Source organism: Pseudomonas sp. FW305-3-2-15-E-TSA4 (genome assembly GCF_058787295.1).
This window is the reverse complement of the sequence record NZ_JBYSZP010000012.1, coordinates 100,685-125,055: the sequence shown is the minus strand read 5'-3', so window position 1 is coordinate 125,055 and position 24,371 is coordinate 100,685. Positions and strand designations below refer to the sequence as shown.

Sequence of the window (24,371 nt, the reverse complement as noted above, 5' to 3'; positions counted from 1 at the left end):
AAAAGTCATGGAATTTCTCAACGCCTTTTCCCACCTCGACTGGCAGCAGGTGATGCACCTGACCTGGCAGCACATCACCCTGGTCGGCATCGCGGTAACGCTGGCGATTCTCATCGGTGTGCCGCTGGGCATTCTGATGACGCGCTTCCCGAGCCTCGCCGGTCCCTTGCAGGCCAGCGCCACGGTGCTGCTGACCGTGCCGTCGATTGCTCTGTTCGGCCTGCTGCTGCCGTTCTACTCCAAGTTCGGCCAGGGCCTGGGGCCGATGCCGGCGATTACCGCAGTGTTCCTTTACTCACTGCTACCGATCATGCGCAACACCTACCTCGCCCTGACGGGCGTCGAACCGGGCATTCGTGAAGCCGCACGCGGCATCGGCATGACCTTCGGCCAGCGCCTGCGCATGGTTGAGTTGCCAATTGCAGTGCCAGTGATCCTCGCCGGGGTGCGCACCGCGGTGGTGATGAACATCGGCGTGATGACCATCGCCGCGACCATCGGCGCCGGTGGCCTCGGCGTGCTGATCCTCGCCTCCATCAGCCGCAGCGACATGTCGATGCTGATCGTCGGCGCGCTGCTGGTCAGTCTTCTGGCGATCTTCGCCGACCTTCTCCTGCAGTGGCTGCAACGTACGCTGACTCCAAAAGGACTCCTCAAATGATCGAACTTCAAAATCTCAGCAAGACCTTCCAGAGCAACGGCAAAGATGTCAAAGCCGTGGACTCGGTGAGCCTGACCGTCAATGAAGGCGAAATCTGTGTGTTCCTCGGGCCATCGGGTTGCGGCAAAAGCACCACGCTGAAAATGATCAACCGCCTGATCAAGCCGACCTCGGGCAAGATCCTGATCAACGGCGAAGACACCACCGACCTCGACGAAGTCACCCTGCGCCGCAACATCGGCTACGTGATCCAGCAGATCGGCCTGTTCCCGAACATGACCATCGAAGAGAACATCGTCGTGGTGCCGAAACTGCTCGGCTGGGACAAACAGAAATGCCACGATCGCGCTCGCGAACTGATGAGCATGATCAAGCTGGAACCCAAGCAGTATCTGCATCGTTACCCGCGTGAACTGTCCGGCGGCCAGCAACAGCGCATCGGTGTGATCCGCGCACTGGCGGCGGATGCGCCGTTGTTGCTGATGGACGAGCCGTTTGGTGCGGTCGACCCGATCAATCGCGAGATGATCCAGAACGAGTTCTTCGAGATGCAGCGCGCGCTGAACAAGACCGTGATCATGGTCAGCCACGACATCGACGAAGCGATCAAGCTCGGTGACAAGATCGCGATCTTCCGCGCCGGCAAACTGCTGCAGATCGATCACCCGGACACCCTGCTCGCACACCCGGCGGACGACTTTGTCAGCAATTTCGTCGGTCAGGACAGCACCCTCAAACGCCTGCTGCTGGTGAAGGCTGAAGACGCCGCCGACAATGCGCCTTCGGTCAGCCCGGAAACCCCGGTGGCCGATGCGCTGGAGTTGATGGACGAGCATGACCGACGCTATGTGGTGGTCACCTGTGCCGAGAACAAGGCGCTGGGCTATGTGCGTCGTCGCGACCTGCACCGCCAGACCGGCACCTGCGCGCAGTATCTGCGTGAGTTCAACGCCACCGCGGCGTACGACGAACACCTGCGCATCCTGCTGTCGCGCATGTACGAGTTCAACCGTTCGTGGTTGCCGGTGATGGATGCCGAGCGGGTGTTCCTCGGTGAGGTGACGCAGGAGTCGATCGCAGCCTATCTGAGCTCGGGGCGTTCGCGCGGGATGAAGACCAATATCGTCTCGCCGGCTGAGGCTGTGGTCGCGTAAAAACACCTGACCTGTGGGAGCGAGCCTGCTCGCGAATGCGCAATAACAGGCAACAATGATGTTGGCTGTGAAAATGTCTTCGCGAGCAGGCTCGCTCCCACAGGATTTGTACAGTTTCCTGATGATTCGCAGGGCGGAAAAGAATCTCAACAGCTGCGTTCACAGAACCTCTGCAAACACCCGCTCCCAAACGGCCAAAATCCCCTTCACACCCACCTCTCGCCGCCAACGTCGCCGATGTTGCGCCTATCGCACTTACCCACGAGTTAGTCGACAAAAGCCGCGAACGTGCAGGTATTTTTAACACATGAAAATTCTCGGGGAACATCTGTCCGTCATCTCGGTCGGCTACAAAGAGTGATATCCGCGACGTACGTCAGAAGCGTGCAAAAACGCGACATTTTTAGTTGATCTCAGGCCCCTCACGCCCTAAAGTTCGCGCCGAACGTCCATGCTGGAAACGATCCATCCGGCTCAAGTACTGACGACGAGACAGCAAGGCCAAGGGCAGATACGCCCGTGGCCTTTTTGCTTTCGGCGACATGCCTTGGGAAGTAGGCGAACCAAAGTGGGGATACGGAGGACGTTCATTTACACCCATGTTTTTACCCGTTTGCCCATAGGAGCACTCCAGCATGTCGATCCAGGTCGAAGACTATTTCGCGCGCGAAACCTTTCAGAAAATGAAGGCGTTCGCCGACAAACAGGAAACCCCGTTCGTGGTGATCGACACCGCTATGATCGCCCAGGCCTACGACGACCTGCGCGCCGGTTTCGAATTCGCCAAGGTCTACTACGCGGTCAAGGCCAACCCAGCTGTCGAGATCATCGACCTGCTCAAAGAGAAAGGCTCGAGCTTCGACATCGCCTCCATCTATGAGCTGGACAAAGTGCTGAGCCGTGGCGTCAGCCCGGACCAGATCAGCTACGGCAATACCATCAAAAAGTCCAAGGACATCCGCTACTTCTACGAGAAGGGTGTGCGCCTGTTCGCCACCGACTCCGAAGCCGACCTGCGCAACATTGCCAAGGCTGCGCCGGGTGCGAAAGTCTATGTGCGCATCCTCACCGAAGGCTCGACCACCGCTGACTGGCCACTGTCGCGCAAGTTCGGCTGCCAGACCGACATGGCCATGGACCTGCTGATCCTCGCCCGCGACCTGGGCCTGGTGCCGTACGGCATCTCGTTCCACGTCGGTTCGCAACAGCGCGACATCAGTGTCTGGGACGCGGCGATCGCCAAGGTCAAAGTGATCTTCGAACGCCTGAAAGAAGAAGACGGCATTCACTTGAAGCTGATCAACATGGGTGGCGGCTTCCCGGCCAACTACATCACCCGCACCAACAGCCTGGAAACCTACGCCGAAGAGATCATCCGCTTCCTGAAGGAAGACTTCGGCGATGACCTGCCGGAAATCATTCTGGAACCGGGCCGTTCGCTGATTGCCAACGCCGGTATTCTGGTCAGCGAAGTGGTACTGGTTGCGCGTAAATCCCGCACCGCCGTCGAGCGCTGGGTTTATACCGATGTGGGCAAGTTCTCCGGCCTGATCGAAACCATGGACGAGGCGATCAAGTTCCCGATCTGGACCGAGAAGAAAGGCGAGATGGAAGAAGTGGTCATCGCCGGCCCGACCTGCGACAGCGCCGACATCATGTACGAGAACTACAAGTACGGCCTGCCGCTGAACCTGGCCATCGGTGATCGTCTGTACTGGCTGTCGACCGGTGCTTACACCACCAGCTACAGCGCCGTCGAATTCAATGGCTTCCCGCCGCTGAAATCGTTCTACGTGTAATACGTAGCGATTGAGAAAAAGGCCCATGAGCAATCATGGGCCTTTTTTTATGGGCGCAGCCACGCCTCAAGATGATCGAGCATTGCCATGCACTCATTGGCGCTCTCGGTCATCGCGGCGAGTTTGAAATTCAGCTCACTCAGTTTCACCGCAGCCTTCGCCTGCAAGAGTTGATTGCACACGTTGTCGAGGCGCTGATAAAGCGCTTCGATGAATAGCCCCATCTGCGTATTCACCGACACGAATCCATTGAATAACGCCGCGATATCAGCCTGGTATTCAGCCGCCCTGATGGCCGGATCGGTCGATGCATAAGCCAGATCCCAGACAGGCGTCGTCAATGAATCGCCAAACAACCCTTCGGCAACGGTTGGCGTCGCATGACACAGGCAGGAGCGGTGATCCATAGCGCTGAGAAACACTGACTTCAAGCCAAATGACTCGTCATACACTTCCACGACCGTGTATTTCAGCTGCCGTATCTCGGCCTGCAGCGCATAGAAACGCAGTGCCAGTTCGTGGATCAGGTCAGGCACATCCTCTGCTGGGAACAACTGCCAGCTGGTCGACCGCGAAAGGCTGAACAGCCGAAAGTCCACCTGGCTGACAGGCTCGTGTCTGGAGGTGTTGCCTGTGATATCCAGGGCTTCGCGGGTAAACACTTGCAGGTCCCCTAGATACCCTGCGCCAAGACGCCTCGACGCTTCGGTACGCGCCCAGAAATCCTGCAGATAGCGCTGATTGAACCGGGCGTTCTCCAGACGCGAGTCTTTGGCCAGGACGGCCAATTGATGCCCTGCCTTTCTCCGGCGCTCGAAGACCAGCGGTATCGCATTGAATGTCGTCGGCAAGGTGCCGAGAAATCGCCCGTAACGGTCCAGTACACGCCGTTGCATCGCTGAAAATTCATAAGCCAAAGCATTCATGCCGTTTCAGGAAAGGCAGGCTATTCGCCCACCTTTCCAGCTCCTTGTTATTGATGAATGCTCTTTAGATGCCTGACGACTTCGGCGACTCGATCAATCGCTGCTTGCGCCCGGGTTTCAACGGGAAGCGCAGTGTTCTGTCTGAAATCATTGGCGAAGCGGGTAAAGTCATCGATCAGAACGCTGAACTCTCCAGCGTAAGCCGCACGGCCGTCGTCCAGTTGATCCAGGGTTTCGACCAGCTCGATCCGGCCTTCAATGCGCGCGAGGTCTTTGCTGTATTTGTTGATCTGTGTGCGCAGATCACCTGCCTGTTCATTCAGCCGGTTGTACGCTGCCAGCATATTGAGAAAGGAAACGGCCTCGCCAATGCCGGAAATCAGTTTCTTCAGCGTCTCGATAGCCAGCAGGGCAACTTGCACCTGAGGTGGCGCCAGTCCCAATGCCTTGAGGTTTTCCAGAGACAACTGCGCTTGTTCGCCAATTTTCTCGATGCCAGCCTTGGCGATCAGATCAATACCCTCGGAAACAGACTTCATTTCGGTCGTCAGGTCTGCGAGTTTTTTGTCGGATTCGGCCTTGAGCTCGATCGTGGTGACACGCTCGGCCTTGAGCGTCACGATCCACTCGGCCGAGGCGCTGCGATCGTAATAAGCGCTGATGCTCTTGTGCACAGCTTTCAGATCTTCGTTCTGCACCGCCACCTTGTTGAAGATATTCTTCAGCTCGACCTCCATATCCTCGCGAACTTCGTCCGCGTCGTCCGGATACTCCAGCTCAGCTTGATAGCTGCGCAGTTTTTTATCGGCGCGTTCCAGGTAAATGCTGGTGGCCTGTGCCTGACTCCGCAGATCGTAGGTGGCCTTGTTGATGGCGAGCGCCAGATTGTTCATGGCCCCGACAGTTCCAGGCATGTAATCGAATTGCTCGAAGAGCATCTGAGCCGTGGTATTAAGACCCTGCACACCCGCATTATGCTCACGCAGGCGGGGCATGTTGAATGCGGGTACAGCCGAACTAACCGATAGCAAAGACATCATTGACCCACTCCGAACAACCCGCCCACTTCTTTCATATTCCCTGTCAGCCTCTTCAAACACTTTCAGCAACTGATCAGAGCTGACTTTTATCTGCTCCCAGGGATCGATGATACTCAGTAATTGAATCTTGAAACGGCGTAGCGAAGTCGCTTCGAAAATACCGTCAACTTCCTTGAACGACGCCTCGACGTAATCACTGAGGGCATTCCATACCAGCATCAGGTTCTGAGTCGCGACCTCGGCTTCAATCGCCACGTAACTCAAATTCTGCAAATCATCTCGAACCTTGTTCAACGAACTCAGCGTCTGGTTCTTGCTTGCCATACTCTGGTTATCGACCTGCTGCAGTTGCTTCAGGCGATTACGTTCAGAGCGGATTTTCTCGGCCTTGACGCCTTGGTAAATGCCAAGAATCAATCCGCCAATATTCAGGGTGGCCGCCGACTTGATCGCTTCCTGCACCAGTTGATCGTACTGTTTGTTCAGTTCATCAATTTCTTTTGCGCGCTGATCAATGACTTCCTGCAGCGCCTTGGTATCGTTCTGATAAGTGTTCCTGGAGACGAACTGCAGTCGCAAGGCAATTTCCGGCAGCACCTTTTCACGCATATCGGCGCCAAAACTGTCCAGCAGGGCCCGAACGCGCTCGGCTTCCTGATGACAATGCGCAACTTTAGCCAACAGGTCATTGAGATACGCCTTGATATCCAGGATATCTTCCGAAGACAGGTCAAGATCAGGCAGACCCGGAATCTGCCGTTGCAGATTCAGGTATTCCTCAGGCGTATTGATGTTGTGCTCTTCGAGATACCTCGAGGCCTTGAGATCCTCATACACTTCAACAATGGCGTTACCCGTGCGGATAATACTGCCGGCAAAGATTTTCAGATCGGTACCGGTCAACATGATCTTTTCGCGCAATGGCGACCAGCGTTTGGCGTGATCATAGGTCATGCTGAAGGTGCGCAGGAAATCTCCCGCTTTCAGGCCCACGCCGCCTTCATCACCCGCACCATAGTTCAGATAGGCAATAACATCTTGCAACCGGACGGGCAGCGAGAGGCCGAGAACTTCATACTTCCTTAGACTGATAATTTGCTCTTTGGTCAGTTGTATACCGGTACCCCGGTTATATTCCCCACCCACACCCAGCGAAGCATTTACAAATGCCAGAGGCGCTTTCGCAGCGGCCTCGACCACCTTGTCATTTAACTTGAGTTCCATCAAAGACTCCTTGTCTTCCGTGGATATTAATAACGGCTAATTTATTTTCGATGCCGACAAGAAACTTCCAATCGCTTGAACAACATCGAACCCGACAGTAGACAGATACAACTAATTCGCCAAGTTATTAACTATTAAAATTAAATACAAGAAGCAGAAAATCCAACTAACCAATGGCCCACCGAAAGACTTTTTAATGACTCAAGCGACGAGCAATTCCCCAAGCCGCTGCCGATAAGCATCGGCCATCTGGCGAATCGACGGATGACGGGCGCTCGATAATGAACTCATGCTCACCCGCAGAAAATTCACGTTCCCTGTAGCCAGTGCCTTGCGCAACCAGCCCAGTGCGTCCTCGATCAATCCAGCATCAGCCAGCATTGCGGCATAACTGAACTGCCCACGAAAATCTCCGCCCTCGGCCGAGCGTCGGTACCAGTCGCGCGCGGCGACCGGGTCGGCCCGACAGACCAGCCCTTCTTCCAGATAACGCCCCAGCAGGTTCATCGACTTGGCGTGGCCGGCTTCAGCGGCGCGCTGATACAGCCCCAGGGCCTGAGCATGATCCAACGTCACTCCGCGCCCGGTACCCAACAGGTTGGCCAGGTTGTACATCGCCCAATCCAGCCCCGCGTCAGCGGCAATTCGATAATGCTGCGCGGCAATCGCGGCATTCGCCACACACCCCCAGCCATGTTCATGACAACGCCCCAGCATGTTGCGCGCCATCAAGTGCCCTTGCCCGGCAGCGATACCAAACCAGCGCAGTGCCAAGGGTTGATCCTGGGCGATGCCACGGCCATCGAGCAGGATCTGCCCGAGCAGCGCCTGCGCTTCAACAATGCCCTGGCCGGCCGCGAGCAGAATCGCCTGCGCCGCACGCGCCGGGCTTTCTTCAAGCATGGCGTTGAGCTGGGCGCCGTCGAGTACTTCTTCGCGTCGCAGTTGAAAACTCATACCTCGACCCAGCGCCGCAACAGATTGTGATAGGTGCCGGTGAGGCGGATCAGCGACGGGTGATCGGGCATGTCTTGAGTGAGCTGCTGGATCGCCCCGTCCATCTCGAACAGCAGGGCGCGCTGGCTGTCTTCGCGCACCAGACTTTGCGTCCAGAAGAACGACGCATAACGCGCGCCGCGGGTGACGGCATTGACCTTGTGCAGGCTGGTGCCGGGGTACAGCACCATATCGCCGGCGGGCAGTTTCACCCGTTGCGTGCCGAAAGTGTCCTGGATCTCCAGCTCGCCGCCGTCGTAATCCTCGGGTTCGCTGAAAAACAGTGTGGCCGACAGATCGGTGCGCACCCGCTCGATGCTGCCTTTGGGCTGACGCACGGCGTTGTCGATGTGAAAGTCGAAACTGCCGCCCGCCGTGTAGCAGTTGAGTAACGGCGGGAATACTTTGTGCGGCAGCGCGGCCGACATGAACAGCGGATTTTTCCACAAGCGTTCGAGCATCGCTGCGCCGATTTCTTTGGCCAGTGGGTGGCCTTCCGGGAGCTGCAGATTGTGCTTGGCCTTCGCCGACTGATAGCCGGCGGTGATCTTGCCATCGGCCCAATCCGCCTGCTCCAGCGCCTCGCGGATGCGCTGCACTTCTGCTTTGGCGAACAGGCCGGGGATGTGCAGCAGCATGGCGATCGTACCTGATGGTAAAGGGATGCCAATGGTATTGATTCTTATTGGCTGTGTAAAACCCGCATGACGGATGAATCGGCAAAAACCGTAAGGTTAAATTGTAAAGAATGTAAATTCGTCGCGAATAACAATGTTTCGCAATTGATACGAATACCTGTTTACCCTATATTCCGCGACCTCAAATCCTTGGGGAGGGGAATAAAAATGTCACGTCAACAGGTTCAATTGCCGGTCAGTTCACCACGTTTGCTTGCTTCGGCCATTGGTGTTGCCATCACCGCCGGCTCTGCTGGGCACATGGTCTTCGCCGCGGAAAAGACCGACAGCAAAGCTTCCGGCAATGCCATCGCTCTGGACGCTACCGCCATCACCGGCGAAGCGCAGGACTCGACGTCCTACCAGGTCGAAAAAGCCTCCTCGCCCAAGTACACCGCGCCGCTGGTCGACACGCCGCGCTCGGTCACCGTCATTCCGCAACAAGTCCTGAAAGACACCGGCGCCCTGAACATGCAGGACGCGCTGCGCACCGTGCCGGGCATCACCTTCGGTGCCGGTGAAGGCGGCAACCCGCAGGGCGATCGTCCGTTCATTCGTGGTTTCGATGCCCAGGGCGACACCTACCTCGACGGCGTGCGCGACACCGGTTCGCAGAGTCGCGAAATCTTTGCCGTGGAAAACATCGAAGTCAGCAAGGGCCCGAACTCCGCCATCGGCGGTCGCGGCGCGGCTGGCGGCAGCATCAACCTGGTGAGCAAGAAAGCGCACCTGGGCAATTCGTTTGATGGTGGTTTCACCTGGGGTTCCGACCAGACCCAGCGTTACACCCTGGACGGCAACTACCAGTTCAGCGACACCGCTGCCGGCCGCCTGAACCTGATGAGCCACGAGAGCAATGTCGCCGGTCGCGACAAGGTCGACTACGATCGCTGGGGTATCGCGCCGTCCCTGGCGTTTGGCCTGGGTACCGACACCCGCGTCAACCTCGACTACTACCATCTGGAAAGCAACGACACTCCGGACTCGGGCATTCCCTACACCATTCCGGCCGGCGGTTCGGCAGCACGCACCAAGTCCAACCCGGACAAGCCGTACGCCGGTGGTGATCACAGCAACTTCTACGGTCTGGATCGCGACTTCCGCAAGGGCCGCACCGACACCGCGACCTTCGCCATCGAGCATGACCTGAGCGACTCGCTGACCATCAAGAACACCCTGCGCCATGGCACCAGCATGCAGGATTACATCCTCACCCAGCCGGACGACAGCAAGGGCAACGTCAACAATGGCAGCGTTTGGCGCCGTGCCAACACGCGGGTCAGCAACACCGAGACCACCACCAACCAGACTGATCTGTTCGGCAATTTCTACGTCGCCGGTTTCAAGAACAGCTTCTCCACCGGTGTCGAATACACCCGCGAGGAAGGCCAGAAGTCCTCGTACAACGTCAACACTGACACCACGCCGCGCACCAGCGCTGCGACCACCAATTGCACCCCGTCGATGATTGGCGCATCGAGCGGCTACAACTGCACCTCGCTGTCGAACCCGAATCCGAACGATCCGTGGAACGGCGCGATCTCGCGCAACTACGCCGGCACCGACACCAAGGCCAACACTTACGCGCTGTATGCGTTCGACACCCTGGAGTTGTCCGAGCAGTGGCTGGTGAACATGGGCCTGCGTTACGACCACTTCGACACCGACTACAAGACCTACAACAACGCCGGCACCACCACCTCCAAGGGTGATGACACCAGCGAATTCGTCACCGGTCAGTTCGGCGTGGTCTACAAACCGGCACCGAACGGCAGCATCTACGCCTCCTACGCGACCTCCGCGACGCCACCGGGCAACACCCTCGGTGAAGGCCAGGAAGGCAACCCGCTGGGCGGCACCCCGGATCGCAATGGCAACCTGCTCAAGAGCGACATGGAGCCGGAAACCACCAAGAACTACGAAATCGGCACCAAGTGGGATCTGTTGAACGATCGCCTGTCGCTGACCGCTGACATCTTCCGCACCGAAAAAGAAAACGCTCGTGTACAAGTCGACACCACCTCCTACGAGAACGCCGGCAAGACCCGCGTGCAAGGTATCGAGCTGTCGGCCAGCGGCAAGATCACTGACAAGTGGCAAGTGTTCGCCGGCTACGCCTACATGGACAGCGAACAGGTGGACGGCGGTGACCTGCCAGCCAACAAAATCAACAACGGTAACGAGTTGCCCAACACGCCGAAAAACAGCGCCAGCCTGTGGACCACTTATCAGGTCACGCCGAAGCTGACCCTCGGTGGCGGCGCGTTCTACGTCGACGACGTTTACGGCAGCGTGGCCAACACCACCATGGTCGATTCCTATGTACGTTACGACGCGATGGCCGCCTACAAGCTAAGCAAAAACGTCGACCTGCAACTCAACGTGCAAAACCTGACCAACGAAACCTACTACGACAAAGCCTTCTCGACCCACTTCGCCAACCAGGCCGCGGGCCGTACGGCGCTGTTGAGCACCAACTTCCACTTCTGATGGATGCTTTAAATGTGGGAGCGGGCTTGCTCGCGAAGGCGATGTGTCAGTGAAATAGATATCGACTGACACGACGCATTCGGGAGCAAGCCCCCTCCCACAGTTAATGCAATCAGCAGATCCGGCCCCGTTCATTAGATTGAACGGGGCCTTTGTGCGTAATCAAAGAAGCTCTCGACAACCCACGGCATAATGCGCGCCGTGATGACAATTTTCGAACGGACAAGGCGAGCGACGTGTTGAAGAAAACCCTGTTCCAGTTGCACTGGTTTTTCGGCATCACTGCCGGGCTGGTGCTGGCCCTGATGGGCATTACCGGTGCCGCCTATTCGTTCCAGGACGAAATCCTGCGGGCGCTGAACCCGTCGGTGTTGCAGGTGGAAAAACAGGTCGCTGGCGTCCTGCCTCCAGTCGAGCTGGTGGAACACATCGAAGCGAACTCCGGCAAGAAAGTCGGGATGCTCTGGGTCGAAACCGACAGTGGCAACGCCGCGCGCGTCTACTTCACCCCGCCCAAAGGCGAACGTCGTGGCGAGATGCGCTACTTCGACCCATACACCGGCGAGTTCATGGGCGACGCCGTGGGTCAGGACTTCTTCGGCCTGATGCTGCAACTGCACCGCTTTCTCGCTATGGGCGATACCGGGCGCAACATCACCGGCGCCTGCACCCTGATCCTGCTGTTCTTCTGCCTCTCCGGGCTGTATCTGCGCTGGCCACGCCAGTGGAACAGCTGGCGCGTGTGGCTGACCCTCGACTGGAAGAAAAAGGGCCGCAGCTTCAACTGGGATCTGCACTCGGTGGCCGGCACTTGGTGCCTGCTGGTGTATCTGCTGCTGGCGTTGACCGGGTTGTCCTGGTCGTACGAGTGGTACAACAAGGGCCTGACCAGACTGCTTTCCGATGCGCCGCAAAACGAGCGCGTGCGCGGCGGTCGCGGCCCGGCGCCAGAAGGTCCGGCACCGACCGCCGACTATGCGGCGATGTGGAGCAGCATCTACAGCGCTGCCGGCCCGGGCCTGTCGGCCTACAACATCCGCATGCCGCCAGTGGCCGGGCAACCGGCGACCGTGTTCTACCTGCTCGACAGCTCGCCGCATGATCGCGCGCTGAACCAGATCACCCTCGACCCGGCCACCGGCGCGGTCAAACGTGTCGACCGCTACGCCGACAAGAGCTTCAAGGCGCAGCTGTTGACCAGCATTTACGCGCTGCACGTCGGCAGCTATTTCGGTCTGGTCGGACGGATCATCGTCACCCTCGCCGCCGCGTGCATGCCGCTGTTTTTCATCACCGGATGGCTGTTGTATCTGGATCGCCGTCGCAAGAAAAAGCAGATTCAGGATGCGCGCAAAGGTCTTCAGGCACAGGTGGGTGATGCACCGGCATGGCTGGTGGGTTTCGCCAGCCAGAGCGGTTTTGCCGAGCAACTGGCGTGGCAGACCGCCGGGCAATTGCAAGCCGCCGGGTTGCCAGTGAAGGTGCAGCCGCTGGCGAACGTCAGCGCGCAGGATCTGCGTGAATCGAATAACGCTCTGTTCGTGGTCAGCACCTTCGGCGACGGCGAAGCACCGGACAGCGCGCGTGGTTTCGAGCGCAAAGTGCTGAGCAACGCTGCAAGCTTCGACGGCCTGAACTATGCGGTGCTGGGCCTCGGCGACCGCCAGTACCAGAATTTCTGCGGTTTCGCCCGACGCCTGCATCAGTGGCTGGGCGAGCACGGCGGCAAGACCCTGTTCGCCCCGGTCGAAGTCGACAGCGGCGACCCCTACGCCCTGCGTCATTGGCAAACCCAGCTCGGACAGCTGACCGGGCAAGCGCCGGTCGACACCTGGCAAGCGCCGAGCTACGACAACTGGACGCTGGTCAGCCGCGAACTGATGAACCCCGACAGCAGCGGCGCGCCGGTGTACCTGCTGGGCCTGAGGGCGCCGAGCACCAGCAGCTGGCTGGCCGGTGATCTGGTGGAAGTGCTGCCGCGCAACTGCCCGTGGGCCATCGAACACTTCCTCGACGGCCTCGGCATTCGTGGCGAAACCACGGTGAAGATCAACGGCCTCGAAGAGCCACTGGAAGTCGCCCTCGCCAGCCGCCAGTTGCCCGAGCATCGCGCGCATCTGGTCGGCCTGCATGCGCAAGCGCTGGTGGATGCGATGGTGCCGCTGGCCATGCGCGAATACTCGATCGCCTCGATTGCCGCCGACGGCGTGCTGGAACTGATCGTGCGTCAGGAACAACACAGCGACGGCAGCCTCGGCATCGGCTCCGGCTGGCTGACCGAACATGCGCCCGTGGGCGGCAGCATCAGCCTGCGCGTGCGGCGCAACAGCGGTTTCCACCTGCCGAACGAACCTGTGCCGATGATTCTGCTGGGCAACGGCACCGGCCTCGCCGGATTGCGCAGCCTGCTCAAAGCACGCATCGCCGACGGTCAGCAGCGTCACTGGCTGCTGTTCGGTGAGCGCAATCGTCAGCACGATTTCCTCTGCCGGGCAGAGCTGGAGGAGTGGCTGATCAATGGCGATCTGGCACGACTCGATCTGGCGTTTTCACGGGATCAGGCGCAAAAGGTCTACGTGCAGGATCGCTTGCGTGAATCCGCTGACGAGCTAAAAAAATGGCTGGCTGACGGCGCGGTGATCTACATTTGCGGCAGCCTGCAGGGCATGGCTTCTGGTGTCGATCAGGCACTCAACGACATCCTCGGCGCCACCGAAGTCGAACGCCTGATCGAACAGGGCCGCTATCGCCGCGACGTGTACTGACTCAGCCAAAGAGCCCCTCACCCTAACCCTCTCCCGGAGGGAGAGGGGACTGATTGGGGGATGCCGGATAAATACGCCGACCTGAAGGTGATGTACCGAATCCGTAATCGACTCGGTCTTTCAGGTCGATGTACACCTCGATACAACTCCGTAGGCTCCCTCTCCCCGAAAAAGAGGGGGGCTGATTGGGGATGCCGAATTACGCCGCTATGAAGGTGATTCACCGAATCCATAATCGACTCGGTCTTTCAGGTCGATGTACAACTCGATACAACTCCGTAGGCTCCCTCTCCCTCCGGGAGAGGGCTGGGGTGAGGGTCCTCGTCTACAGTGAGATTTCCAGCCACTTCACAAGGATCGTGAAGCATGCAAAATCGCCTCACTCTCGCTCAGTTCGCCCGCCAGTTACGCAGCAGCCAAACCGATTGCGAACAATTACTCTGGCAAAAACTTCGTTCACGCCAAGTCGCCAATCTGAAATTCCGCAGGCAGTTTCCATGTCCGCCCTATGTCCTGGATTTTTACTGCGTAGAGCTGAAACTGGCGATTGAGCTGGATGGGGGTCAACACTATGAAATAGCGGGCTTGATCCACGATCAACGTCGGACGCTTTTCCTGGAACGTCAGGGCATTGAAGTTGTGCGATTCAGTAATCTCGAAGTAATGCAGCAGATGGATGATGTACTGGAGCAAATCACAAAAATTGCCGCGAATCGAAAAACACCCTCACCCTCCAAGCGGTCCGACATTTCGGGAGGGCCGGGGTGAGGGTTGTTTTTGATCTTCAAACTGGCTGCAATTTCTGCTCGAAAACCGCTACCCCATTCAAATCCCGCAACACCACACTCATCTCCCCGCTCTGCCCTTCGATGTTCACCTCGCCAAAGAACTGAAACCCGGCAAAAGGTGAAGCATTCTGCGTGGGTGGGGCCTTCTGGAACACCACCTCCGGCCCGAAGGTCTTGTCCAGTGGGTTGGGCCCGAAACTCCCGGCATTCAGCGGCCCGGCGACAAATTCCCAGAATGGTTCAAAATCCTGAAACGCCGCGCGCTCCGGGTGGTAGTGATGCGCCGCGCAGTAATGCACGTCCGCCGTGAGAAACACGAAATTGCGCACCTGCTGCGCCCGCAGAAAACCGAGCAACTCGGCGACTTCCAGCTCACGTCCCTGCGCCGGGCCCGGATCACCGTTGGCCACGGCCTCCCAGCGTGCGACGCCCGGGCTGACTTCACCGTCGGGCACACCGAGGCCGATCGGCATGTCGGCGGCGATCACCTTCCACTGCGCCTTGGAGTGCTTCAAGCCACGCTTGAGCCAGTCCAGTTGCTCACGCCCGAGGAACGGTTTGGCCGCGCCGAGATTGTCGTCGTTGGCCCCGCGATAGCTGCGCATGTCGAGCACGAACACATCGAGCATCGGCCCGTAGCTGAGCTTGCGATAAATTCGCCCGCCGCCGTCGGCCGCCTGCAAACGCATCGGCGAATATTCCAGCCAGGCCTTGCGCGCGCGGCCGACCAGGGTGTGGATATCTTTTTCCTGATAACGCTCGTCGAGCTGCTTGCCCGGCGACCAGTTGTTGACCACTTCGTGGTCGTCCCACTGCCAGATCTGCGGGACTTCGGCGTTGAAACGGCGGATGTTTTCGTCCATCAGGTTGTAGCGATAATTGCCGCGATAATCGTCAAGGGTCTGCGCGACTTTGCTCTTGGCCTCGGTGGTGAGGTTGCGCCAGATCCGCCCGCCCTCTGTGGTCAGTTGCGCCGGCACCGGGCCGTCGGCGTAGATGGTGTCGCCGCTGTGGATAAAGAAGTCCGGCAGGCGCAGGCGCATGGATTCGTAGATGCGCATGCCGCCGATGTCCGGATTGATGCCGAAGCCCTGGCCGACGGTGTCGCCACTCCAGACGAAACGGATATTGCGCCGCGCCTTCGGAGCGCTGCGCAAATGGCCGAGCCACGGTTCGCTGGCGACGCCAGATTGCGCGTCCTTGAAATACACCCGATAGAAAACCGCCTGATCGGCGGGCAGCCCGGTGAGTTCGACACGGGCGGTGAAGTCAGTGCGCGCATCGGCCAGTGGCGAGACTACCCGGCGCGGGTGACGAAACTGGCTGCGGGTGTCCCACTCGACCACCATCCGCGCCGGACGATCAGTACGGCTCCAGATCATCGCGCGGTCGCCTTGCAGGTCGCCGGACTGCACGCCGTCGGTGAGTTGCGGCCGATCCTTGACCGACGCGATCACCGCCGGCGCCAGCCCCGGCATCAGCAGCCCGGCACCGACAACCTGCATGACCCGTCGGCGACCGATATTGAAATCGCTCATGCGTGTTCTCCCTGAAAAAAGGAAAACTTAAGCACGGCTATATGAACTCGCCATGACACCACTAACCATTGTGGGAGCGAGCCTGCTCGCGAAAGCGATGTGCCAGTCAACATACATGTCGCTGGCAGATTGCATTCGCGAGCAGGCTCGCTCCCACAGGGGATCTGCGTTGCCCGTCAGGCCTTCGCCGGTTCCAGCGCCAACTCAACGGCTTCCGGACGCTTGACCGTCGCATAGACAACGGCAGTCAACAGACTCCCCGCGACAATCGCCAGCAGATACAACAACGCATGATTGATCGCATTCGGGATCGCCAGCACAAACAAGCCACCGTGCGGCGCCATCAGTTTGCAGCCGAAGTACATCGACAACGCGCCGGTCAATGCACCACCGGCGATGCTCGCCGGAATCACCCGCAGCGGGTCTTTCGCGGCAAACGGAATCGCCCCTTCGGAGATGAAACACAGCCCCAGCACCAGCGCCGCTTTACCGGCCTCGCGCTCGGTCTGGGCAAACTTGCGGCGAGCAATGAAAGTGGCAATGCCCAGCCCGATTGGCGGCACCATGCCGGCGGCCATGGTCGCGGCCATCGGTGCATAACTCTGCGAAGCCAGCAGCCCCACCGAGAAGGCATACGCGGCTTTGTTGATCGGCCCGCCGAGGTCGACGCACATCATGCCGCCGAGCAACACGCCGAGCAGGATCGCGTTGGTGGTGCCCATGCTGTCGAGAAAATGCGTCAGTGCCGCAAGCATCCCCGCGACCGGTTTACCGACCACGTAGATCATCACCAGACCGGTGAACAGGCTGGCGAACAACGGGATGATCAGAATCGGTTTCAGCGCTTCGAGGCTCTGCGGCAATGCCACATAACGACTGATGGCCTTGGCCGCATAACCGGCGATAAACCCGGCGACGATTCCGCCGATAAACCCTGCCCCCAGCGTACTGGCGAGCAAGCCACCAATCATCCCCGGCGCCAGGCCCGGACGGTCGGCGATCGAGTAGGCGATGTACCCGGCGAGCAGCGGCACCATCAGCTTGAACGCGGTCTCGCCGCCGATCTGCATCAGCGCCGCCGCCAGCGTGCCCTCTTCCTTGAACGCGGTGATGCCGAAGACGAACGACAAGGCGATCATCAGCCCCCCGGCCACCACCATCGGCAGCATGAACGAAACACCGGTCAGCAGGTGTTTGTAAACCCCGGTTTTCTCTTGCTTGGCCGGCGCCTTGCCGTCGCTCGCAGCGCTCTCGACCTGAGCTTCGGCGAGGGCTTTTTTCAGTGTCGCTTCGGATTGCTTGAGGGCAATGCCGGTGCCGCAACGGTAGATTTTCTTGCCGGCGAAACGCTCGGTGGCGACTTCGATGTCGGCCGCCAGCAACACCACGTCAGCCTCGGCAATGGCCGTCGCACTGAGCGGGGTTTTCGCGCCGACCGAGCCTTGGGTTTCGACGTGCAGTTCATAGCCCAGACGCTTGGCCGTCTGCTGCAACGCCTCGGCCGCCATGAAGGTGTGGGCAACACCCGTCGGGCACGCAGTGATGGCGACGATGCGTGGCGCACGTGGCGCAGCGGCAACCGGGACGGCTTCGCTGGCGAGGTAAACTTCGGCCTCTTGCGCACCACGGCGCAGCACCGCTTCGACATCCTGCAGCGCTTGCGCCGGGGCAATGCGGAACACGCGCTTGCCGACGAAACGGCGCATGTCGACATCACCGGTGGCGACCAGCAACACCCACTCCGCCGCTTCAATGGTGGCAGCCGACAATTCGCGCTCCGGGTGCGCCGCATCGACCACTTCAACGCTGGTGCTCCAGCCCTGACGCTGGGCCGCCGCGTCCAGCAGACGGGCGCACAGCACACTGGTGACCATGCCGTTCGGACAGGCCGTGACAATGGCTAATTTCATGACAAACCCTCTTATTGTTCTGTCAGGGGACGCACGCGTACGCCCTGTTCGAGCTGCGCCAGTTGCGCCGCATCGTTGATGCCGAAACCGATCTGCGTCACCGCCATCGCGGCAATCGCCGTGGCCGTGCGCAGGGTCTGCTCGGGCGTGTCGGCACTGAGCAGACCGTGGAGCATGCCGGCCAGCAACGAGTCACCGGCACCCACCGTGCTGGCAACCGTAACCTTGGGCGGCGTGGCATGCAGCGCCGAGCCGACGCTGAACCAGTTCACACCGTCGGCACCGTGGGAGATCACTACGTGCTCGATACCCTTGGCGTGCAGGCACGCCGCAGCCTGAGCTTCGGCGGCGTGCGAAACCACATCGCAATCGAGCGCATCGGCGAGTTCTTCAGTATTCGGCTTGATCAGCCACGGACGCCCTTCAATGGCCGCGCGCAAAGCTTCGCCACTGCTGTCGAGGGCGACTTTCAGGCCGAGACCGTTCAGGCGTTCGATCAACTCACGCAACCACTGCGCGCTGACGCCACGCGGCAGACTGCCGGCGACCACCACCGCGTCATGCCCCGGAGCGATCTGCAGCAGACGCTCAAGCAACGCCTGCTGCGCCGTCGCGTCGACCACCGGCCCCGGGCCGTTGATGTCGGTGATGCGCCCGTCGTGCTCGGCGACCTTGATGTTGCTGCGCGTCTCCCCCGGCACGCGAATGAACGCATCGACAAAGCCGCGCTTGGCGAACAAAGTCTCGAAGGCTTGCAGATTGTCTTCGCCGAGAAAGCCGCTGACCGTCAGTTGATGCCCGAGGTCTGCGAGTACCTGGGCGACGTTCACGCCTTTGCCGGCGGCGTGGGTGTGCATCTCGTCGCTGCGGTTGACCTGACCGGCCTCCAGGCGTGGCAGCTCGACCGTGAGGTCCAGCGCCGGGTTGAGGGTCAGGGTGAGAATCTTGGCCATTACAGGGCCTCCACTAATGCACGCACTTCGTTCGCGCTGCCCACGGTGAGGGCTTGTTGAGCAAGGGTTTGCGCCTGGGTCAGGCTGAGTTCGCGGATGCGCGCCTTGACCTCGGCGATGCTGCGACCGGACACGCTCAGCTCATCGACACCGAGGCCGACCAGCACCGGCACCGCCAGCGGATCCGCCGCCAGCTCGCCGCACACGCCGACCCATTTGCCATGGGTATGTGCGGCGCGCACGGTGATGTCGATCAGTTGCAGCACCGCCGGGTGCAGGCCGTCAGCCTGGGCCGAGAGGGTCGGGTGACCACGGTCGATGGCCAGGGTGTATTGCGTCAGGTCGTTGGTACCGACGCTGAAGAAGTCGACTTCCTTGGCCAATACCGGCGCCAGCAAGGCCGCTGACGGTACTTCGATCATGATCCCCAGTTGCAGATCAGCGACCGGGATTTCCAGGCGCAAGCGCTCGGTCATGTCGCGGGCCTGACGCCATTCTTCGACGCTGCCGACCATCGGGAACATGATCCGCAGCGGCCGGTTATCCGCCGAACGCAGCAAGGCGCGCAATTGCGCTTCCATGACCTGTGGACGCTGCAAGGTCAGGCGAATGCCGCGCACGCCGAGGAACGGGTTTTCCTCCTTGGCGATCGGCCAATATGGCAGCGGTTTGTCGCCGCCGACATCAAGGGTGCGCACCACCAGCGGTCGCCCGGCGAGGCCGTCGAGAACGCGGCGGTATTCGGCTTCCTGAGTGGCTTCGTCTGGCGCTTGCGGGTGAGCCATGAAAATCAGTTCGGTGCGCAGTAGGCCGATGCCCTCGGCACCCTGCTCGACCGCAGCACTGACCCCGGCGCTTTCACCGATGTTGGCGAACACTTCCACGGCGTGACCGTCAGTGGTGTGCGCCGGTTGATGGCGTTGTTCGGCGGCAGCCTTGAGACGCTGCTCGCGGGTGTCGCGTTCTTCGGCGGCGCGTTGCAGGGTCGCGGCATCGGCGTCGACGTGCAGGCGACCGCGCTGGCCGTCGAGCAGCAACGGCGTGCCCGGTTCCAGCAGCAACACCGCAGCGCCAGCTCCGACCAGCGCAGGAATACCAAGAGCACGGGCGACGATTGCACTGTGCGCCGTGGCGCCGCCGCGCGCGGTGAGAATCCCTGCTACCCGCGCCGGATCGAGCCGTGCGACGTCCGACGGACCGACCTCGTCCATCACCAGAATGTACGGTTGTTCAGGCTCGTTCGGCGTCTGCACGCCACAGAGTTGCGCCAGCACCCGGCGCCCGATGTCACGGAGGTCCGCCGCCCGCTCGGCGAGCAACGCGTCCTGCAGCGATTCCTGTTGTTTGGCCGCTGCTTCAATCACCGCCATCCACGCCGCTTCGGCGCTTTCGCCTTGCTTGAGACGGGTGTCGACTTCGTCGGTCAGTTCCGGGTCGTCGAGCATTTCCTGGTGGGTGATGAAAATCTCGCGAATCGCCTTGGCCTTGCTGCGTTCGATCAGACCCTGAATGTCACTGCGCACATCGCTCAGCGCTTGCTTGAGACGTTCGCGCTCGATGGCGGCAGACTCGCCGCGCAACGGGTAATCGATAGCCTGTTGCACCTGAATGTGCGCTGGGCCAATGGCGATGCCCGGTGCAGCAGGGATCGCCTGCAACTGCGCGCCGGACGCCGGGGCGATCAGCACTTCGGCGATATCGGCGATGGCTTCGCGTTGCTGGCTCACGGCCGGCAGCGGTTCGACTTCTTCACCAAGGCCTTCTTCGATAGCGGCCAGCAGCGCCGGAAGGGCATCGGCGGCGATGCTCGGTTCAGCGATCAACTCCAGCACCTGACCACGACGGGCGCCGAGGCTCAGCAATTTGCTCAGGCTTTTTACCGACACGGCACTGTCCGCGCTGTCGACGATGCGCACACGGATTTCACCGTCGAAACTCTTCGCCAGTTGCGCAAGGATCTTCGCCGGACGTGCATGCAAACCGTGGGCGTTGGCCAGGGCAATACGCGCGCTCGGCCAATCGGCCGGCAGTTCGCCGCCGAGCACTTCGAGGACTTTGCGGCTGCTGGTGGCGCGGCCCAATTCATGGCCGCGCCCTTCGATGAGCAGCGCACACAGGCGTTCGAGCAGCGCCTGATGCGCCTCACCCAGACTGGCCAGACAGAACAGACCGCTGAGCGGCTGGCCGAGGTAACGCATCGGTTTGTCCGGGGTGACGAACGCCAGGCCCGGACGTTTCACGGTCTGCTCGCTGTGCAGCCACCACAGGCCATCGCCCAGTGGCAGCGCTTCGACTTGTTGCAACACGCCGGCAAAACCATTGCTCACACAATCGGCCTGACGCAACAGACGCGCGCCACGCCAGACCAATTCTTCGAAATCGTCAGCCGACACGCCGAGGCCGATCATCTGCGCATCCAGCGCCAGTTCCTGTGGCGCGCCTTGCAGCAGTTTCAGCAGCGCTTGCGGCGAGCTGGCGCGGCGCAGGGCCTGACCCAGGTCGGTCTCGCCGAGGGCGCGGGTCAGCAGTTGCAGCAGGCGCAGGTGTTCGTCGGATTTGGCGGCGATGCCGATCGCCAGGTAAACGATCTGGCCATCGCCCCAATCCACGCCCTCGGGAAACTGCATCAGCCGCACGCCGGTGGCGAATACCTGATCGCGGGTCTCGGGCGTACCGTGGGGGATGGCGATACCTTGGCCGAGAAAGGTCGAGCCCTGGGCTTCCCGGGCCTGCAAGCCGGCGAGATAGCCATCGGCGACTAGGCCATCGGCCACCAGATGATTGGCGAGTAGTTGCAGGGCGGCGGGTTTATCCACAGCCGATTGGCCCATGGATATCTGCTCTATAGTGAGCTCGAGCATGCGATCTCCTTTTTGGCACATGGATGCGCCAGGATATTGTTTTGAATGGTCACAGCTTAGGCGCTGGTCAGCCTGCTTTTCAGCGGCAGTTTTGGCGGTTTCACGGCAGAACCGGCCAAAGGCGTCTAAAACGTAGAAAATACGCTTGCTGAAACGTTTAATCTAGATTGATCGGCACGTTACTCGATAATGTCTCATCCTTGAAGTCCAACTTGTCGGATGCGCTGCGACAATAGTCGTCTGCCCGAATCGGGTAGGATTGGCGAAAATGTGGCGGCAAGCTCGAAAAAACAAGGAAATCCCGGGTTGAAACTCAGTGATATCGCGCGGTTGGCCGGAGTGTCCGTGACCACCGCCAGCTACGTCATCAACGGCAAGGCCGAACAGCAACGCATCAGCAACGCCACGGTCGAGCGGGTGCGTGCGGTCGTTGAACAGCACGGCTTCACCCCCAACCCGCAAGCGGCCGGGTTGCGCAGTCGGCACACCCGCACGTTGGGTTTTATTCTGCCGGACCTGGAAAACCCCAGTTACGCGCGGATCGCCAAACTGCTGGAGCAAGGCGCGCGGGCGCGGGGTTATCAGTTACTGATTGCGAGCTCCGACGATGCGCCGGACAGCGAGCGCCAGTTGCTGCAACTGTTCAAGGCGCGCCGTTGCGATGCGCTGATCGTCGCCAGTTGCCTGCCGGCCGGTGACGACAGCTATCGCCAGCTGCAGGCCAAGGGCTTGCCGATCATCGCCATCGACCGGGTCATGGAACCGGAGCATTTCTGCTCGGTGATCAGTGATGACCGCGAAGCCAGCCTGCACCTGACCCAGAGTCTGCTCGATCCGCAGCCGAAACAGATCGTGCTGCTCGGCGCGCGTCCGGAGCTGAGCATCAGTCAGGAACGTGCGGCGGGCTTCAAGCAGGCGCTGGTCGAGTTCAAAGGCGAAGTGCTGATCGAGCACGCCGAGTCCTTCAGCCGTGAATGCGGCAAGCAACTGATGGAAGAACTCCTGCAACGTCTGGGGCATTTGCCGGATGCGCTGGTGACCACGTCCTACGTGCTGTTGCAGGGCGTGTTCGATGCACTGCATGACTTCCCGCTCAAATCCCGCCCGCTGCGCCTGGGCACCTTCGGTGACACGCAGTTGCTCGACTTCCTGCCGCTGCCGGTCAACGCCATGGCCCAGCAGCACCAGTTGATCGCCGACAAGGCGCTGGAACTGGCGCTGGCCGCCGTCGAGCAATCGCAATACAAGCCTGGAGTGCAGGCCATCGCGCGGACCTTCAAGCAGCGTATTCATCGGGACTGAACCGTGGAGCTGATCGACAGCCACACCCACCTCGACTTCCCCGACTTCGACGCCGATCGCTCGGCGTTGCTCGCCGAAAGCCGCGCCCTCGGGGTGCGGCGGATGGTGGTGCTGGGGGTTTATCAGGGCAATTGGCAGCGGGTATGGGAGCTGGTGCAGAGCGATGCGGATCTGTACGCAGCATTTGGTCTGCACCCGGTGTACCTCGATCAGCATCAACCCGAAGATCTACGCGCACTCGGCGACTGGCTGACGCGGCTACGCGGCCATCGGCAACTGTGTGCGGTGGGCGAGATCGGCCTGGATTACTTCATCGAAACCCTCGACCGCGAACGCCAGCAGGCGCTGTTCGACGCGCAGCTGCAACTGGCGGCAGATTTCGAACTGCCGGCGCTGATCCACGTGCGCCGCAGCCACGCCGCGGTGATCGCCACGCTCAAGCGCTTTAAGCTCAAGCGCGCGGGCATCATCCACGCGTTCGCCGGCAGCCGCGAAGAAGCACGCGAATACATCAAGCTCGGTTTCAAACTGGGTCTGGGCGGCGCGCCGACCTGGCCGCAGGCGTTGCGCATGCATCGGGTATTGGCGGATCTGCCGCTGGATTCGATCGTGCTGGAGACCGACTCTCCGGACATGGCGCCGGCGATGTTTCCCGGAGTACGCAATACACCGGCGCACTTGCCGGCGATCTGTGCGGCACTGGCCGAGTTGATGAATGTCAGTGCAGAACGACTGGCCGCCGCCAGCACCGCCAACAGCTGCGAAGTGTTCGGTTGGTAATCAGTCGCCGTGGGCCTTGGCCGCTTCGAGAATCAAGGTCATGTGCTGACGTTGACGGACAAAGCGTGCCAGTGCGAAGTAGATAAAAATCACGATCAACGACGCATTCAACTGTTCAGCCACGCTGAGCAGCCCGATCCATTCCATGACCAACGCCACCAGCAGCGCAGTGCACACGGTTACCGACGCGCTGAAGCGCAGCAATCCCAGCGAATCGAGGGACTTGAAGCGTTTGATCTGTTTAGGGCAGCGCAGCTCCAGAGCTTCCTGGCAGTGCGCGCAAGTGAACGGTTCGTTGATTGCGATGGCGTTGAGTTGCCAGGGTTTGAGTACCTGTAGGGTCTGGCAATGAGCACAACGGCCCTGGATTCCCAGGGTTGCAACGGACATGAGCGGCCTCCTCGACGCAATCAGCAGAACTCGGATACTGGCTCATTAATGACGAAAAGCCAGCCGTCGAAAGAAAACAGGAATTGGCTTACAAGCGTAAGTATCAATGCATTACAA

The 24,371-nt window shown here is 60.2% G+C and carries 17 protein-coding genes; 8 read left to right on the top strand and 9 right to left on the bottom strand.

From position 1 onward, the window contains the following. Nucleotides 1–7: 7 nt before the first annotated feature. The 3 genes from AC3WMV_RS17940 to AC3WMV_RS17930 all read left to right on the top strand — a co-directional run bounded on the left by AC3WMV_RS17940 (nt 8) and on the right by AC3WMV_RS17930 (nt 3,614). Entirely contained in the window at nt 8–661 is a 654-nt protein-coding gene (locus AC3WMV_RS17940) for an ABC transporter permease (protein ID WP_007965673.1), read from the top strand. Then, nucleotides 658–1,815: an osmoprotectant ABC transporter ATP-binding protein OsmV gene (locus AC3WMV_RS17935; protein WP_003221591.1), complete on the top strand. Its 1,158-nt coding sequence runs from the start codon at nt 658–660 to the stop codon at nt 1,813–1,815. Before AC3WMV_RS17940 ends, AC3WMV_RS17935 begins: the two co-directional genes overlap by 4 nt. 635 nt (nt 1,816–2,450) lie before the next feature. Beyond that, the gene (locus AC3WMV_RS17930; protein ID WP_039769212.1) at nt 2,451–3,614 is read left to right on the top strand and encodes a type III PLP-dependent enzyme; all 1,164 of its coding nucleotides are present in this window, start codon (nt 2,451–2,453) and stop codon (nt 3,612–3,614) included. A 47-nt stretch (nt 3,615–3,661) separates the two neighbouring features. Here AC3WMV_RS17930 and AC3WMV_RS17925 read toward each other — a convergent pair whose 3' ends face one another. The 4 genes from AC3WMV_RS17925 to AC3WMV_RS17910 all read right to left on the bottom strand — a co-directional run bounded on the left by AC3WMV_RS17925 (nt 3,662) and on the right by AC3WMV_RS17910 (nt 8,438). After that, the gene (locus AC3WMV_RS17925; protein ID WP_103367770.1) at nt 3,662–4,540 is read right to left on the bottom strand and encodes a hypothetical protein; all 879 of its coding nucleotides are present in this window, start codon (nt 4,538–4,540) and stop codon (nt 3,662–3,664) included. A gap of 47 nt (nt 4,541–4,587) precedes the next feature. Then, a complete protein-coding gene (locus tag AC3WMV_RS17920; RefSeq protein WP_103367769.1) occupies nt 4,588–6,804 on the bottom strand; it encodes an alpha-xenorhabdolysin family binary toxin subunit A in 2,217 nt (738 codons plus the stop codon). 201 nt (nt 6,805–7,005) lie between these two features. After that, a complete protein-coding gene (locus AC3WMV_RS17915) occupies nt 7,006–7,761 on the bottom strand; it encodes a tetratricopeptide repeat protein (RefSeq protein WP_103367768.1) in 756 nt (251 codons plus the stop codon). Beyond that, nucleotides 7,758–8,438, bottom strand: a complete 681-nt coding sequence (locus tag AC3WMV_RS17910; RefSeq protein WP_027610799.1) for a Fe2+-dependent dioxygenase — start codon at nt 8,436–8,438, stop codon at nt 7,758–7,760. The genes AC3WMV_RS17915 and AC3WMV_RS17910 overlap by 4 nt, the downstream gene beginning before the upstream one ends. Before the next feature lie 207 nt (nt 8,439–8,645). Here AC3WMV_RS17910 and AC3WMV_RS17905 point away from each other — a divergent pair, with 207 nt between their 5' ends. The 3 genes from AC3WMV_RS17905 (at nt 8,646) to AC3WMV_RS17895 (ending at nt 14,500) form a co-directional block, all read left to right on the top strand. Then, nucleotides 8,646–10,967 carry a TonB-dependent receptor gene (locus tag AC3WMV_RS17905; RefSeq protein WP_096795326.1) on the top strand — a complete coding sequence of 774 codons (2,322 nt, stop codon included), beginning with the start codon at nt 8,646–8,648 and terminating at the stop codon, nt 10,965–10,967. A gap of 236 nt (nt 10,968–11,203) precedes the next feature. Then, nucleotides 11,204–13,732, top strand: coding sequence for a PepSY domain-containing protein (locus AC3WMV_RS17900; RefSeq protein ID WP_103367808.1), 2,529 nt, complete (start codon nt 11,204–11,206; stop codon nt 13,730–13,732). Nucleotides 13,733–14,098: 366 nt separating this feature from the next. Continuing rightward, nucleotides 14,099–14,500, top strand: coding sequence for an endonuclease domain-containing protein (locus AC3WMV_RS17895; RefSeq protein WP_103367767.1), 402 nt, complete (start codon nt 14,099–14,101; stop codon nt 14,498–14,500). A 16-nt stretch (nt 14,501–14,516) separates the two neighbouring features. Here the strand turns inward: AC3WMV_RS17895 and AC3WMV_RS17890 are convergent, their stop codons facing one another. The 4 genes from AC3WMV_RS17890 to ptsP form a co-directional block, all read right to left on the bottom strand. Continuing rightward, nucleotides 14,517–16,058 (bottom strand): alkaline phosphatase D family protein, encoded by a 1,542-nt coding sequence (locus tag AC3WMV_RS17890; protein ID WP_103367766.1) that lies wholly within the window; start codon nt 16,056–16,058, stop codon nt 14,517–14,519. Between the two features lie 176 nt (nt 16,059–16,234). Then, nucleotides 16,235–17,968 (bottom strand): PTS fructose-like transporter subunit IIB, encoded by a 1,734-nt coding sequence (locus tag AC3WMV_RS17885; protein WP_096795323.1) that lies wholly within the window; start codon nt 17,966–17,968, stop codon nt 16,235–16,237. A gap of 11 nt (nt 17,969–17,979) precedes the next feature. Beyond that, a complete protein-coding gene (gene pfkB, locus AC3WMV_RS17880) occupies nt 17,980–18,921 on the bottom strand; it encodes a 1-phosphofructokinase (RefSeq protein ID WP_027610794.1) in 942 nt (313 codons plus the stop codon). After that, nucleotides 18,921–21,782, bottom strand: coding sequence for a phosphoenolpyruvate--protein phosphotransferase (ptsP, locus tag AC3WMV_RS17875; protein ID WP_103367765.1), 2,862 nt, complete (start codon nt 21,780–21,782; stop codon nt 18,921–18,923). The genes pfkB and ptsP overlap by 1 nt, the downstream gene beginning before the upstream one ends. Nucleotides 21,783–22,088: 306 nt before the next feature. Here ptsP and cra point away from each other — a divergent pair, with 306 nt between their 5' ends. Both cra and AC3WMV_RS17865 read left to right on the top strand, forming a co-directional pair. Continuing rightward, a complete protein-coding gene (gene cra / locus AC3WMV_RS17870) occupies nt 22,089–23,084 on the top strand; it encodes a catabolite repressor/activator (RefSeq protein WP_027610792.1) in 996 nt (331 codons plus the stop codon). A 3-nt stretch (nt 23,085–23,087) separates the two neighbouring features. Then, on the top strand, nt 23,088–23,864 hold the full coding sequence (locus AC3WMV_RS17865) for a TatD family hydrolase (RefSeq protein ID WP_097090477.1): 777 nt from the start codon (nt 23,088–23,090) through the stop codon (nt 23,862–23,864). On the opposite strand, the gene AC3WMV_RS17860 is transcribed toward AC3WMV_RS17865, so the two are convergent. After that, a complete protein-coding gene (locus AC3WMV_RS17860; protein WP_103367764.1) occupies nt 23,865–24,254 on the bottom strand; it encodes a hypothetical protein in 390 nt (129 codons plus the stop codon). Between the last annotated feature and the right edge of the window lie 117 nt (nt 24,255–24,371).

Coding starts and splice junctions, on each gene's coding strand:
- AC3WMV_RS17940 (WP_007965673.1), top strand. CDS start 8: ATGGAATTTCTCAACGCCTTTTCCCACCTCGACTGGCAGCAGGTGATG.
- AC3WMV_RS17930 (WP_039769212.1), top strand. CDS start 2,451: ATGTCGATCCAGGTCGAAGACTATTTCGCGCGCGAAACCTTTCAGAAA.
- AC3WMV_RS17920 (WP_103367769.1), bottom strand. CDS start 6,804: ATGGAACTCAAGTTAAATGACAAGGTGGTCGAGGCCGCTGCGAAAGCG.
- AC3WMV_RS17915 (WP_103367768.1), bottom strand. CDS start 7,761: ATGAGTTTTCAACTGCGACGCGAAGAAGTACTCGACGGCGCCCAGCTC.
- AC3WMV_RS17905 (WP_096795326.1), top strand. CDS start 8,646: ATGTCACGTCAACAGGTTCAATTGCCGGTCAGTTCACCACGTTTGCTT.
- AC3WMV_RS17925 (WP_103367770.1), bottom strand. CDS start 4,540: ATGAATGCTTTGGCTTATGAATTTTCAGCGATGCAACGGCGTGTACTG.
- AC3WMV_RS17860 (WP_103367764.1), bottom strand. CDS start 24,254: ATGTCCGTTGCAACCCTGGGAATCCAGGGCCGTTGTGCTCATTGCCAG.
- AC3WMV_RS17890 (WP_103367766.1), bottom strand. CDS start 16,058: ATGAGCGATTTCAATATCGGTCGCCGACGGGTCATGCAGGTTGTCGGT.
- AC3WMV_RS17895 (WP_103367767.1), top strand. CDS start 14,099: ATGCAAAATCGCCTCACTCTCGCTCAGTTCGCCCGCCAGTTACGCAGC.
- pfkB (WP_027610794.1), bottom strand. CDS start 18,921: ATGGCCAAGATTCTCACCCTGACCCTCAACCCGGCGCTGGACCTCACG.
- ptsP (WP_103367765.1), bottom strand. CDS start 21,782: ATGCTCGAGCTCACTATAGAGCAGATATCCATGGGCCAATCGGCTGTG.
- AC3WMV_RS17935 (WP_003221591.1), top strand. CDS start 658: ATGATCGAACTTCAAAATCTCAGCAAGACCTTCCAGAGCAACGGCAAA.
- AC3WMV_RS17910 (WP_027610799.1), bottom strand. CDS start 8,438: ATGCTGCTGCACATCCCCGGCCTGTTCGCCAAAGCAGAAGTGCAGCGC.
- AC3WMV_RS17885 (WP_096795323.1), bottom strand. CDS start 17,968: ATGAAATTAGCCATTGTCACGGCCTGTCCGAACGGCATGGTCACCAGT.